Source organism: Glutamicibacter sp. M10, from assembly GCF_025452055.1.
Classification (GTDB): domain Bacteria; phylum Actinomycetota; class Actinomycetes; order Actinomycetales; family Micrococcaceae; genus Glutamicibacter.
The window spans coordinates 193076-206108 of the sequence record NZ_CP104918.1 but is presented as its reverse complement, the minus strand read 5'-3'; the positions used below and the strand labels follow the sequence as shown (position 1 = coordinate 206108).

Below are 13033 nucleotides of genomic sequence, written 5' to 3'. Positions count from 1 at the left end.
TTCCCATGACAATTAATGCCAATAGGGGATTTCGCTTGGAAACTTTCGATTTCCTTTGTGAGCATATCGGCTGAAGCTGAAAATTTACGGTCAATCAGCGCCAAAAATTCTTGGCGTTTGTTGTAGCAGATCTTCGCTAAAATCGTAGACATCATGGAATGCCTCTACTTTTCTGCCTCCCGTTGCCGCTCATGCACACAAATGACGGTTCCTTATGCCCGCCAGTTGCAAGCAAAAGTTGAGGATTGCCAACATCTGCTTGCCGACTTTGACACACTGAAATTCTTGCCCGCTCAACCAAGCAATGAACAGGGCTTCCGCAATAAAGCCAAAATGGTCATCTCCGGAACGACCCAGGCTCCGACCATCGGCATCCTCGATACCGAGGGGCACGGCGTGGACCTGCGCAACTGTGGCGTCATTGCGCCAACCTTGCGCACACTGTTGCCGGTGATTGAGCGATTCATCAAAGAACTCAAACTCATCCCTTATGACGTTCCCAAGCGCAAGGGTGAGCTCAAGCATGTAATCCTCACACTTTCGGACACCGGAGCGGTGATGGTGCGTTGGGTCTTGCGCACAAAGAAGCACTTTGTGGCCTTGCGCGATTCGCTGCCACAATTCTTGGAACTGTTGCCGCACCACAGTGTGGTTTCGGTGAACTTCCTTCCGGAGCACAAGGCAGTGCTGGAAGGTGAGGAAGAAATTATCCTTACCCGTCGCACCACCTTGGAATTTGGGCTCAACGGTGTGCCAATGCATCTGCGTCCACAAGGTTTCTTCCAAACCAATACCGAGATCGCTGCGGCCCTGTATCGTCAGGCACGCCAATGGATTGATGACGTTGAACCTGAAAGCGTGTGGGACCTGTATAGCGGAGTCGGTGGCTTTGCCCTGCATACCGCTGGCGAAGGCCGCACCGTCTACGGAATTGAAACTAGCGAAGAGGCAGTTGCTGCCGCAAAGATCAGCGCTGAATCAATGGGTTTCACCGATGCGCACTTTGTTGTCTCAGATGCCACCGAGTTTGCACTGAACGCAGGCTGGGCCCCGGACGCAGTGATTGTGAACCCACCGCGACGAGGGATCTCAGCTGAACTTTCGCAGTGGCTGAACAAATCTGATGTGCAGCACCTGATCTATTCCAGCTGCAATGCCAAGTCCTTGGCCCGGGACCTTGAGCGTCTAGAAAACTACACGCCTCGGGTGGCCCGTGTAATGGACATGTTCCCGCAGACTGACCACTACGAAGTCATGGTCAAGCTGGAGCGCAAGAGCTCCTAGCGGTCCAAGGTGGCGGTGCGTCGGTCCAAGCGGACAACAATCTCGTCCACCAAATGCGGATCAATATTCGGTTCGCGGCGAGCCTTGAGCAACTCGTCGCGGGCCGCTTCCAAGGCAATGGCCTGGATCGAATCTGCCTTGGCGATCACGGCGCGAATCTGAGTGTATTTTTCATCAGAGATCGCATCGTGCGGGTCCGGATCTTTAGACAAGATTGAATGCAATGAGTTCATGCGGCGGCGTACTGCCTGCTGGTAGTTCTCCGGTAACTCCTGCAAGTCAACGTTCTTGCGCAGCGTTGACATTGCAACAGCTTCAGCGCGACGGGCCAAAGCACGACGAGCACGTTTGGTGTCCTGCTCGTTATTGCGCAGCTTCAGTACACGCATGAGAGCTGGAAGGGTCAGACCTGGCACCACCAAGGTGCACAGCAATACCGCGCACGCGGTCACCACAACAAAGTTGCGTTCTTCGATGACCGTTCCGTCGGCTCGTACATGAGGTAGCGCCAAGGCGAGGGCCAAGGTTGCCAGACCGCGCATGCCACACCAGGTGAGTACCAGTGAGTCCTTGCGTGCGGGGATTTTGGCCTTGCTGCGGTTAGGCAAATAATACGTGCCGAACATCCACAGTGCACGTATCGCGATTACTACGAAACAGATGGCGGCAATACCCGGGATGTAGCCAATCAGGTTGCTGCCTTCCTCCTGAATAACCTGGTTCATTTCGATGCCCATCAAGCCGAAGGCCAGACCGGTGGCGAGCAGTTCCAGTACTTCCCAGAAGGCCTGACGGGTCAAGCGTTCCGCCGAGTCCTGAGGACGGTCACGACGAACCATTTCCAGGGCGGTGACCACCACTGCAATAACCCCTGAGACATGGACTTCTTCAGCGATCATGTACACCGCGTAGGGGGCCACCAAGGTGGCGGCGCTACGTGCGGCCAGGTTAGGAACAAAGCGGTTCAGCGCACCAATAGCCCAACCCATGGCTAGACCCAAGACCACTGCACCAGCAGCACCGATGACAAACTGTGGGATGAGCTCCAGCCCGACACTTGAGTTATCCACGGTGGCTTGAACAGCCAACTGGAAGATCACGATAGCCATGGCATCGTTGAACAGACCCTCGGTTTCCAGCAACGAAGTTAATCGTCGTGGCATTTTTACCTTCGTCGCAATGGCGTCCACTGCTACCGGGTCAGGCGGGGCAACAATCGCGCCCAAAGCCAGTGCCAATGGGATCGAAACGACGGGGGTGAAGGCCATGGCTGTGGCCGCGACCGTACCCGCAGTGACCACAATGAGCACTACCGCTAGCCGGATCAGGGCTTTCCACCGAAGTCGGAAGACCGACCAGCTGCTTCGCTGCGCTGTGGCAAAGAGCAGAGGCGGTAGGAATATTGGCAGGATCAGTTCTGGTTCGATATGCATTTCGGGCATGAACGGGAGGAAGCCCGCCAGCGACGCGAATATCAACATCAGGATCGGGTAAGGCAGTTTAATGCGTTCTCCGACACCGACGATCAGAATAGTGGCGAACAATAATCCGATGACCAGAAGGAAAAATCCATAGTCTTCTAATTGTAGTAGATTCTTGCAACTAATTTGTGGTTTGTTTCCCTCATGTACCGGAATCCAAGAGGAATTTTGCTGCGTCCCATTGGCTAATCAAGCAGCCGTCGGATCGGGAGAATTCGAGGTTTACCGCTTGTCCGCGCAACAGTCCAGAGACCTGGGCGCGTTGCGGCCCACCGTAAATTTGGGTACAGACTTTAGTGGGGTTGGGCGAGGAATTTACTAGGGTAGTTAACTTTTCCAAAGAAGCACAGGCAGCCAAAGCATCGGGCAGAGTGCTGGTATTGGTGGCCTTTTCCCCATTGCAGTCCAGGGTGTGCTGGGCGGTAACTTTTTCACCGTCGGCACGGAAGATGATTTTCAGTTGAGTTTGCGCAGAAGGTTGCTGTGGCGCTGAGCAAGAAGTCGCCACCAAGATCAGTACGACGATGAATCCATGGATTAGAACCCGACTAGGGCGAGTATTGGTGCCCATAAAAACATTGTGCTCCGTGACCCTAACCAAGATCTAGTCTTGGACGATAAGCGGTAGGTTGTTGGCGACTTCCAGCAGTCTAAGACGCAGCACATCAGCCCTATCGGCAAATTGTTTTTGCAGCCGAACGTATTCGGCTTTTCCGCTAGGAGTCTCGATACGAATCGGCTCATGGCCCCAGTCGCCCAGGTCATAGGGAGAAGCTTGCATGTCCATGGTGCGGATATCCCATGCGAGTTCAAAACAATCCATAACCAAGTCGCTAGGCACGGCTGGGGAGAGCTTATAGGCCCACTTGTAGAGGTCCATGTTGGCGTGCAGGCAACCGGGCTGTTCCAGGTCGCGTTGAGTTTCGCGGGTGGGCTGTAGCTCGTTGAGGCCCACTGCTTGTGGCGTATAAAAACGGAAGGCATCAAAGTGCGTGCAACGAATTTTTCGGTTTCCACTACTTCGTCGGTAGCCGCTGCGCCCAAGCGCAGGGGTAGGTACTCATGACGGATGCCATTAACCTCAGATTTGTAGGCCATGGCCCATTCGTGCAAGCCGAAGCACGCAAAATTTCCGGCCCGTTCCGAGGTGCCAGCCAGAATTACTCGGGCAAAATCTATGGCCCGGGCACGTGCCTGAACAAAGGCCTGTGCATCAAACTCGTAGCCGGTGCCCGAGGCGGTTTGAACCGGTCGATAGAACTTCCAATCAGCACGCTGTTGAGCCTGCTCCCCGCTGAGCACAACATTCATTCCTGGATGCCAGCGATACAGCTGACCCGGCTTTTGCGTGTAATAAGTGAAAAGAAAGTCCTCAATCGGATGCTTCTTTCCCTTCATGCGTCGGTCTACAAATGGTTCACCGAAGGCACGCGCGCGGGCCTCGTGGTGGTTGGCCAAGGGCGTCCACTGTGAGGCTTCCAAAATGGTGGCGGTAACGGGCATACTTCTCATTATTCAATTCATCGCTCGGTGAGACCACTTTGGTACGCCAACTCACACCAACCTCAGGAGTAGGCCATGGATGATTTTCCTGTTTGGGAACCGCCAGTGTTTGCTAGCGAAGAGCTGCACCTATTTGCCATGCTTGATCGGTTGCGGGTGACTTTTAGGTACAAGGCTGACGGGCTGCAGATCACGCAATTAACTGCACAACTGCCCAGTAGTGCCTTGAGCCTTGGCGGTCTGCTCCAACACCTTGCAGCAGTAGAGGATGAGAAATTCACTTATCTCATTGCACAAAAGCGTCCCGAAGTGTTGCTGGAACTCACCGCTCAGGGACACGATCCATTTGCTGTAGACAGCTCTCAAACAGCTGAAAATCTCTATGAACTCTATGACCAAGCGGTGGACAATAGTCGAATGATCACGCAACAGATCCTCGAGAACAACCTGTTGGATACCGAATCAGCCCTGGATTTTGAAGGACAATTTTTGTCGGTACGTCGGATCGTTTGCGACTTGATTGAAGAGTACGGCCGGCATACCGGACACGCTGATTTACTGCGGGAAGCCATCGACGGCAGGGTGGGTGAAGATCCGCCGCAGGATTTTCTCCCTCATGGTTTGACGCTTAAAATGCGGCGTCCCGCAGTGCTCAAGATTGAGGACTGCGGGACGTCGCTTTTGAACTAATTACTGTCTGCGGGCATTAGCCCATGTGGATTGCTCCGAAGATCACACCGGTGGCAAGCATAACCAAGGCCACAACCAATGCGCGCCACAATACCTTCTTGTGGTGATCGCCCAGATCTACGCGAGAGAGCGATACCAGCAGCAAGATGGCAGGAACCAGTGGGGACTGCATGTGTACCGGCTGGCCGGTGATCGAGGCGCGAGCCATGTCTACGGCTGGAACACCGAAGTGTGCACCGGCTTCGGTGAGCACTGGCAGGATGCCGAAGTAGAAGGCGTCGTTGCTCATCAGGAAGGTGGCCGGGATGGAGATCAAACCGGTGATAACTGCCATGTATGGGCCCATGGAGTCAGGGATGATATCAACCAGCCACTGGCTCATGGCATCAACCATGCCGGTGCCGGAGAGCACGCCGGTGAGTACTGCTGCACCGAGAACCATGGAGACCACAGCGATGATTTCGCTGGAGTGCGCTGCAATCATCTTCACCTGGTCGGAGACCTTCGGGAAGTTCACTACCAAGGCAACTGCGGTACCAACCATGAACAGGTAGGACAGTGGAAGAACGTCAACAACCAGCAACACCATGATGGCTACGGTGAGCACCAAGTTGAAGTAGAAAGTCTTTGGACGCAGGGTCTCGCGGTTTGGATCCAGTACGGTGCCGTTCATCGTGGCAGCTTCTGAACCATCCCCCTTGCGGGCTACAGCTTCAAGGACAGCAAGGTTTCCACCGGATGACGAAGTGCCAGCTGGTGAGGTGCCACCGGTTGGGGAGCTCATGTTGCCGCCACCGAATTCGGTGCCCCAGAGCTCTGGGCGTTCACGCTGCAAGCGACGGCGTTCAGCAACGCCCATCTGCCATGCGAACAGGGCAATAACAACCAGTGCGACACCCAAGGAAGGAAGCATTGGAACAAAGACGTCAGCTGCATCAACCTTTAGCGCTGCGGCAGCACGAGCGGTTGGGCCGCCCCAAGGAACGATGTTCAGCGTGCCGTTGGTCAAACCTGCAACGCAGGTCAGTACTACTGGGCTCAGGCCCAGACGCTGGTAGATCGGCAGCAGGGCTGCGGTGACCACGATGAAGGTGGTGGAGCCGTCACCATCTAGCGAGATGACTGCGGTGAGCAGCGAGGTGCCCATAACTACCTTGGCCGGGTCATTGCCTACAAGCTTTTGAATGCCAGCAACCAGGCGGTCAAAGAGGCCAACATCGATCATGATGCCGAAGTACATGATGGCAAACATCAGCAGTGCTGCGGTGCCGGACATGTCCTTGATGGAGTCCATGATCATGTCGCCCAGGCCGAAGCCGGCGCCGGTGAACAAACCGAAGATGGTTGGGACGAGAATCAATGCCAGAAGTGGCGTCATGCGTTTTGTCATGATCAGCGCCATAAAGGTGGCGACCATGAGGAATCCGAGTGCAACAAGCATTGCCCCGACCTCCATTTCGGTGAGTGGTACGTCTTTGTGTCACCCAGAAGTTCAGGGCACCAGTCAAAAGTACGTGGCGGGGCTCACGTTGCGCGCCTTGTGCTGATTATTGAACGCTTAAGTTCTTAACCATCTTTTTGCTCTTTAAAATCGCGTTGGCTCTTCAGTGCGTCTATGCTGGGTGGCATGTTCCGTTCTGGCCCTCGCTCGAGGCATTTTGCATCGCGCATTATGCGTTTGCAGTTCCTTGTTGTTGGTGTACTCATCGTGCTGGTCACCGCCGGAACGCTTTATGCCAGTTATGACCGGGTGTATTCGCGCGCCGAAGACACCTCGCTGACCATCGCTAGATCTGTCGCGGTACTTCCGGAAGTTGTTGACGAGGTGAACCGCTACTCGGCGATGGAAGACCTTGATGAAAAAGAGCTATCCAACGGGAAATTGCAGCAGCTGGCCAATGCCATTCTGGAACAAAAACAGGCGTACTTTGTGGTGATTACCGAGGACCGCGGACTGCGCCTGAGTCATCCCAATCCAGCAGAAATAGGCCAGATGGTTTCCACCGATCCGGTGGCACTGGACGGAATCGAAGCGGTGTCTAGGGAGCATGGCACCTTGGGCGAATCGGTGCGCGCCAAGGTCCCTATCCATGGCGGATCCGGCCAGATCATCGGCGAGGTTTCGGTGGGCGTGACCACCCAGTCACTGACCGGTGCACTCTTACAATCGTTTAGCTGGATCGTGCTCTTTGCCCTCTTGGCTGCCGGGCTGGCCACGGTGGCCGGACGGATCACCGTGCGCCGACTCAAACGCCAGACGCTGGGACTTGAACCGACCGAAATTGCCCAGCTGGTCCGTGATCAGCAGGCGGTGCTCTACGGTGTGACCGAAGGCGTGATGGGCATCGGCGTTGACCGACGGATCACCGTGCGCAACAAAGCGGCCCGGCAACTTTTGGGCCTGCCACATCGCACCGAACTCGAAGACGTAGTTGGGCGGCACTTTGAATCTGCTGGTCTGGACCGACGGTTGGTCAAGGCCATTAAAGAACGAGATCCGGCCCCGGTGCGCCTGGAAGCCAACGGCAATTCACTGGTTGCCCGAGTAAACGAGGTGAACCGTGACGGACTGGATTTGGGGCAGGTGGTGCTGCTCCATGATGTCACCACCATCGAGGCCCTGGGCACCAAGCTGGATGCGGTTCAAGATATGGCTGATGCCTTGCGTGCTCAGCGCCATGAGTTCGCCAACCGTATGCACGCGGTATTGGGACTTATTGATTTGGGCAAAATTGAGCAGGCCGAAGCCTACCTGCGTGAAGTGATGGAAACCGGGCCGAAGATCGCACAGGTGCCCGGACTGGAAGCGATCCAAGACGCCTATCTTTCGGCATTTATCTCGGCCAAGGCGGTCCGTGCTCACGAACAGGGCATCAAATTGCGGGTGTCGAGTCAATCGATGCTCTTTGGCCAGATCGCCTCGGCTCATGATGCTCAAGACGCCACCGCGGTGCTGGGCAATCTGCTGAGACAACGCCTTTACCGCGGCCTTGCGCGGTAGCGGAGAGCCGTGGGTGGAAATTGATTTGCTCTCCGAGGCGACAACGCTGCACCTGGCGGTGGCAGATTCCGGTCCCGGCATCACCACCACGGAAGACATTTTTGCCCGGGATGTCAGTACCGGATCGCATCTAGGCAATGAACATGGGCGCGGGGTCGGGTTGCCCTTGATCAAGCGACTGGCACAGGCCCGCAGTGGGGATGTCTGGATTGCTGATCCGGGCAACGGCACCGACGGCGCGGTGTTTGCCGCCCGATTGCCTGCGGTACTGGTGGAACCTTCCACCCCAGAGAACAACAACAAGACTGAAGGAGCGTAGTGATGAGCGAAAACGCCAATGGAAACTATCAAGTCATGATCGTCGATGACGACTTTCGTGTAGGTGCCCTCCACGCAGAGATGGTCAATTCCATTCCGGGTTTCCAAGCTTTGGAACCAGTCCAAGACCCGCGCACGGTACCCAAACTTGTCACTACGCTTAAGCCTGACTTGTTACTCTTGGACCTGTACTTGCCACATGTCAGTGGCATTGAGCTGCTGCGTGAACTGGACGTAGATGCCATCATGATCTCGGCGGCCACCGAGCCAAAAAACATTGACAAAGCCATTCGGCACGGCGCCCTGGCATTTATTATCAAGCCTTTTGACGCTAAAACTTTGAGCGCCAAACTCAAAGGGTGGGCACGGTATCGACGTCAACTCACCGGTGTGACTGAATTTAATCAGCAGGGTGTTGACCGACTCTTCAGAGCCTTGCAAGGCAGTGAAGAAACAGCCCCGAGTGTGGGTGCTGCTCCCACCGAACAGGCGGTGCTCAACTGCGTGAAGGAAGCAGCTGAACCAATGAGTGTGGCCGAGGTGGCAGAAGCCGTAGGCGTTGCACGAGCTACTGCCCAGCGTTATCTCGCTGCCCTGGTAGCCAACGAATCCTTGGAGCTGCAGTTGGGCTACGGGACCCGAGGCCGTCCCGAGCATCGCTACGTGGCACGCTAGAAACGTGGATTAGGTAGCGTCCCAGATACGTGATGACGGTTGCCGCTAACAAGGCAATCCTGCCTTTGGCTGATCTGAATACTAGATGTTGAGGGTCAGGTTAGCACTCAGCGTAACTGAACTGTCCGTAGTGCGAATCCTCTAGCGCGTAGCTGAAACTGATCCGGCATCAATAAGCTTCGGAGACAAGTAATCAGTGTTGTCAATGATGAAGGTGGCGCGTTCCCACGGTTTGGCGGCTTCGAAGTACTGTCGCTGGCCGCCGACGTATCGATTCATCGTTGGATGCTCGGGGTCTGGATTGCTGCCGTTGCGAACTGCCATCCGAGCGGCAGTTTCTATGAATGGGACGTCGAGGAACATTGAGCAATCCCAGTGTGAAACTAGTTCGTCACGGTGGAGGAACATGCCTTCAACTATGATGAGTGCATTTGATGGGGCCAGTGCCTTGTCAGCCAACCTGAACTTGTCCATTTGAACGTCGTATGAAGCCGGCGAATACTGTCCGTTGCCGTTGGCCTTGAGTGGTTCTAACACGTGGTCTATCAACGAATGATAGTCATAGGTGTCTTCCCAGAAGCCTTTGGGGGAGGAGCGCCCCCGGGCATGACGGATTGAAGCTGGATTCAGAAAATTGTCTACGTGGATGATGATGACAGGCCGTTCATTGATCTCCGCTATGAGGTTAGCTGCGAAAGATGTTTTGCCGCTGCCGTCCACACCGTCGATCGCCACTAGTCTGCGTCCTGGCCCGACGTTGTCGAGAACTCTTTCTGCCAATGACTTCATGAACTTCTTCATGGACTCATTTTCCATGAAATCAGCTGAAGATAAGTGCCGGATTACGGATGCGCTGAGAGCCGAGTGCAATGAACGAAACCCTACTTTGGCTCCTCCCCGCTTTTTGCCCAGCTGAGCATCGCGGAACGAAGATGCTCTGGGGTTAGCATGAACTTCGGTGTTAGCTCTTCCCAACCTGGCTGTTTAACTTGGCGACTGTATCCTGCGTGGGTCGCATCAATAGCGTGCTCCTCATCGAGACCAGACCCCTCGGTTCCCGTGAGGCTCAGGTGATACATCCATGCTGAACCATCAGCTTCCTCATGGCGGAAGGTCGCTTCAAAAACTGCACGTTGAGCAGGTATTGATGCGAGGCACTCATCGTATCTATCGTTGAGAACGGACATCCATTCTTCAAACTTTTCTTCTTGGCCTTCAACGCTCTTTGAGCGGCTGAGCTCGAGACGTAACCCCTCTGGCACGGACAGTGGCATCAGGTGCCCCGGGAAGTCGCGTGGTTCGGGACGAAATGGGATGGCTGGGTAGTTGTTATCCATGACAGAATCCTGCCAGATACGCGCACCGGAAACCTTGATTGAACCAGTTCGTCGACTAGCCTCGCAGGATAAATGCTCCGCGGGATTCCGTAAATCACCGAGCATCTAGTCCACGTTCTGTACTGAAATAATGTCCTTCTCGAATCTGAGTACCGGATGCCATGTCGAGTCAGGCCCGAATTCAATGATTCCGCGTTCGCGGTAACCGAGCCCTTCATAGTATCTACGTAGATTGTCGTTTGTTGCGACGCAGTCCAGTCGGGCAACAGCACGACCGCTGCCTCGAATTTTTTCTTCCGCCCATTTCAAGATAGCCTGACCAATCCTTTGCCCGGATAGAGAACGATCAACCATCAGGCCGTGGATATATGCCGCAGCTGGATTGCGGTCAGGCCAAATGAGGTCGTCAGTATTTGTTAGGCGTACGGCGGCTGTGACATCTTGTGCGTCGGTGCGAATCCACCATTCAGCAAGGCTGATTTGTTCTGCAACGTCGCTAACGGGGAGTTCTCCTGGTGACCATTGCTGAATCGACTGTTCCTGTTGCCAAAGAGCTAAAGAGTCGCGAAGTTCAACGATTCCATTTGCTGATGAGCGAGTGGCACGATGCAGCGAAGCTAGCGTATCCATGCATTGAATTGTCGCATGTGACCAGCAGGCAGAGTGACTTCGGACCACCTCCAATGACGCCGAACTTCAATGAGCGTCTAACCGGCAAGTGCACTGCTTCACCGCTGAAACAGCGCCGTGAGGGGTGTGCCCGGAATGCCATTTTGGAGAGTCCCGTGAGCCGGTCGTCTTACGGGACAGGCGTCGATCTGACTCGTGATGATTTCATGACTGCGAATTCTCAAAAGTTTTGATTTCCCGTACACCCCGCCGGATAGAATTCTCGGAGTAGGGGCCCATTCAATACAAGCTGTGACACCATGTGAGCTTGGCATTTGAAGAAGGTGCTTTCAAGCGATCTAGCCCAGCGAGTTTTCGGTGCAGCGGTCGCTAGGATAATTTCTCTTTGTATTCATCTCAGCTCAAGGAAGCGGCTGAATTAGTCATGAACACTGAATTCCATGACTAATATTTCGCGTCGAAATTTGCTGACCGGCGCCTTGGGCGCAGGAGCCCTAGGCCTCGTTGGGCCCACCGGTGCCGCTCTGGCCTCTAGCAGCCCACGCTTGGTCCGTTCACGTTTGGGACTCACCAGTGGTTTCTCCATGGGTGACGTTTCCACCAACAGCGCGGTACTCTGGGCCCGCAGTTCTGGTGAAGGCCGACTGCGCGCACAGTTGCGTGCCGTGGATGAAACCGGACAGATCATTCGCGGTCGGGGATCCTTCGCCCGCACCCTAAGAGGTGCCCAGGCTACCGAGGCGAGCGACTTCACCGCAAAAATCAGTGCCGCCCATCTGCCAGCTGGAACACGCTTCTCGGTAAGCATCGGTTTTGAAGATGAGAACGGAACCGTAGGTGAAACCGAACAGGGCTGGTTTAGCACCGCACCATCCCTCAACGGCCGCCGCAACCATGAGGCTGCCCGAGCGCAAAGCTTCGTTTGGTCGGGCGACACCGCCGGTCAGGGCTGGGGCATCAATGAGGAAATCGGAGGCATGCGTGCCTACGCCGCGATGCACGCCACCAAGCCTGACTTCTTTGTGCATAGTGGTGACACGATCTACGCTGACGGTCCGATCCTTGCCGAGGTTAAAGAAGCCGATGGCCAGATTTGGCGCAACCTAGTGACTGAAGAAGTTTCCAAGGTTGCCGAAACTTTGGCCGAATACCGTGGGCGCCACCGCTACAACATGATGGACGCTAACGTGCGGGCGATGTATGCACAAGTCCCTGTCATCGCGCAGTGGGATGACCATGAAACGCACAACAACTGGTGGCCGGGGAGACCATCACTGATGAGCGTTACACCGTGCGTGATATCAATACCTTGGCATCCCGAGGACGCCAAGCGTGGCAGGAATATCAGCCCATCGCTGATCCTCGTGCTTTGCGCGGTGGCACCGGTTTTGAAGCTGCACGAATTTACCGCAAGATTTCCCGCGGTCCGGCCTTGGACTTGTTCGCATTGGATATGCGCACCTTCAAGTCAGAGAACACCGCTGGCATGGAGTCAAAGGAAACTGCGATCCTCGGTGAAAAACAGCTGAGCTGGTTGGTCGACGGGCTAAGCCAGTCCAAGGCGACCTGGAAAGTCATCCTCAATGATCTGCCTCTGGGCATCATCGTTCCTGACGGCAAGGCACAAGAATCCATTGCTAACGCTGATCACGGTGCCCCGTTGGGTCGAGAACTGGAATTGGCGCGACTGCTCAAAGCCATTAAAGACCGTGACATCAAGAACGTCGTCTTCCTGACCGCGGATGTGCACTACTGCGCGGCACACCACTACTCGCCTGAGCGAGCGGCCTTCAGCGACTTTAACGAGTTCTGGGAATTTGTTGCCGGCCCGGTTAACGCCGGTTCCTTCGGCCCTAACAAGATGGACGGAACTTTTGGGCCGAAGGTGGACTTCGCTCTGGCCGGTACCGTCGCTAACCAGTCACCTCGCGATGGCAAGAGCCAGTTCTTTGGACATGTTGATCTGGATGATCAAGACATGTTTACCGTCAGCCTGCGCAACGGGTTGGGCGAAACTGTCTACTCCAAAACTTTGGAACCAGCCAAGTAATCGAAATATCCGCTCAAAGATCAGGCCGGTGTCCGCTGAAAATTCAGCAGACACCGGCCTGATC

General features: G+C 55.1%; 11 protein-coding genes and 2 pseudogenes. 6 read left to right on the top strand and 7 right to left on the bottom strand.

Features of this window, described 5'->3' with window-relative positions; translation table 11 throughout:
- Nucleotides 1-153: 153 nt before the first annotated feature.
- Nucleotides 154-1284 carry a 23S rRNA (uracil(1939)-C(5))-methyltransferase RlmD gene (gene rlmD / locus N6V40_RS01035; RefSeq protein ID WP_131090547.1) on the top strand — a complete coding sequence of 377 codons (1131 nt, stop codon included), beginning with the start codon at nucleotides 154-156 and terminating at the stop codon, nucleotides 1282-1284.
- Here rlmD and N6V40_RS01030 read toward each other — a convergent pair.
- The 3 genes and pseudogenes from N6V40_RS01030 to N6V40_RS01020 form a co-directional block, all read right to left on the bottom strand.
- Nucleotides 1281-2828 carry a cation:proton antiporter gene (locus N6V40_RS01030; RefSeq protein WP_262198609.1) on the bottom strand — a complete coding sequence of 516 codons (1548 nt, stop codon included), beginning with the start codon at nucleotides 2826-2828 and terminating at the stop codon, nucleotides 1281-1283. The genes rlmD and N6V40_RS01030 overlap by 4 nt on opposite strands.
- Before the next feature lie 79 nt (nucleotides 2829-2907).
- The gene (locus N6V40_RS01025) at nucleotides 2908-3336 is read right to left on the bottom strand and encodes a hypothetical protein (protein WP_131090545.1); all 429 of its coding nucleotides are present in this window, start codon (nucleotides 3334-3336) and stop codon (nucleotides 2908-2910) included.
- 33 nt (nucleotides 3337-3369) lie between these two features.
- Nucleotides 3370-4268: pseudogene (locus tag N6V40_RS01020) on the bottom strand (3-methyladenine DNA glycosylase).
- 75 nt (nucleotides 4269-4343) lie between these two features.
- Between N6V40_RS01020 and N6V40_RS01015 the strand changes: the two are divergent.
- Nucleotides 4344-4958 carry a mycothiol transferase gene (locus tag N6V40_RS01015; RefSeq protein WP_262198606.1) on the top strand — a complete coding sequence of 205 codons (615 nt, stop codon included), beginning with the start codon at nucleotides 4344-4346 and terminating at the stop codon, nucleotides 4956-4958.
- A gap of 16 nt (nucleotides 4959-4974) precedes the next feature.
- Here the strand turns inward: N6V40_RS01015 and N6V40_RS01010 are convergent, their stop codons facing one another.
- On the bottom strand, nucleotides 4975-6399 hold the full coding sequence (locus N6V40_RS01010; RefSeq protein WP_131090542.1) for a CitMHS family transporter: 1425 nt from the start codon (nucleotides 6397-6399) through the stop codon (nucleotides 4975-4977).
- Between the two features lie 231 nt (nucleotides 6400-6630).
- Between N6V40_RS01010 and N6V40_RS01005 the strand changes: the two genes are divergently transcribed.
- Genes N6V40_RS01005 through N6V40_RS00995 form a run of 3 tightly spaced genes read left to right on the top strand, consistent with a single transcriptional unit; the run spans nucleotide 6631 to nucleotide 8952 of the window.
- Nucleotides 6631-7959, top strand: a complete 1329-nt coding sequence (locus N6V40_RS01005) for a Spo0B domain-containing protein (protein WP_262198604.1) — start codon at nucleotides 6631-6633, stop codon at nucleotides 7957-7959.
- Between the two features lie 13 nt (nucleotides 7960-7972).
- Entirely contained in the window at nucleotides 7973-8278 is a 306-nt protein-coding gene (locus N6V40_RS01000; RefSeq protein ID WP_262198602.1) for an ATP-binding protein, read from the top strand.
- Between the two features lie 2 nt (nucleotides 8279-8280).
- Nucleotides 8281-8952, top strand: coding sequence for a response regulator (locus N6V40_RS00995; protein WP_131090540.1), 672 nt, complete (start codon nucleotides 8281-8283; stop codon nucleotides 8950-8952).
- Nucleotides 8953-9093: 141 nt separating this feature from the next.
- Here N6V40_RS00995 and N6V40_RS00990 read toward each other — a convergent pair whose 3' ends face one another.
- The 3 genes from N6V40_RS00990 to N6V40_RS00980 form a co-directional block, all read right to left on the bottom strand.
- The gene (locus N6V40_RS00990) at nucleotides 9094-9741 is read right to left on the bottom strand and encodes a nucleoside/nucleotide kinase family protein (protein ID WP_262198600.1); all 648 of its coding nucleotides are present in this window, start codon (nucleotides 9739-9741) and stop codon (nucleotides 9094-9096) included.
- A gap of 92 nt (nucleotides 9742-9833) precedes the next feature.
- The gene (locus N6V40_RS00985; protein ID WP_131090538.1) at nucleotides 9834-10289 is read right to left on the bottom strand and encodes a DUF6176 family protein; all 456 of its coding nucleotides are present in this window, start codon (nucleotides 10287-10289) and stop codon (nucleotides 9834-9836) included.
- A 105-nt stretch (nucleotides 10290-10394) separates the two neighbouring features.
- Entirely contained in the window at nucleotides 10395-10919 is a 525-nt protein-coding gene (locus N6V40_RS00980) for a GNAT family N-acetyltransferase (protein WP_131090537.1), read from the bottom strand.
- A gap of 440 nt (nucleotides 10920-11359) precedes the next feature.
- Between N6V40_RS00980 and N6V40_RS00975 the strand changes: the two are divergent.
- Nucleotides 11360-12969 (top strand): annotated as a pseudogene (locus tag N6V40_RS00975) (alkaline phosphatase D family protein).
- The last annotated feature ends 64 nt before the right edge of the window (nucleotides 12970-13033 follow it).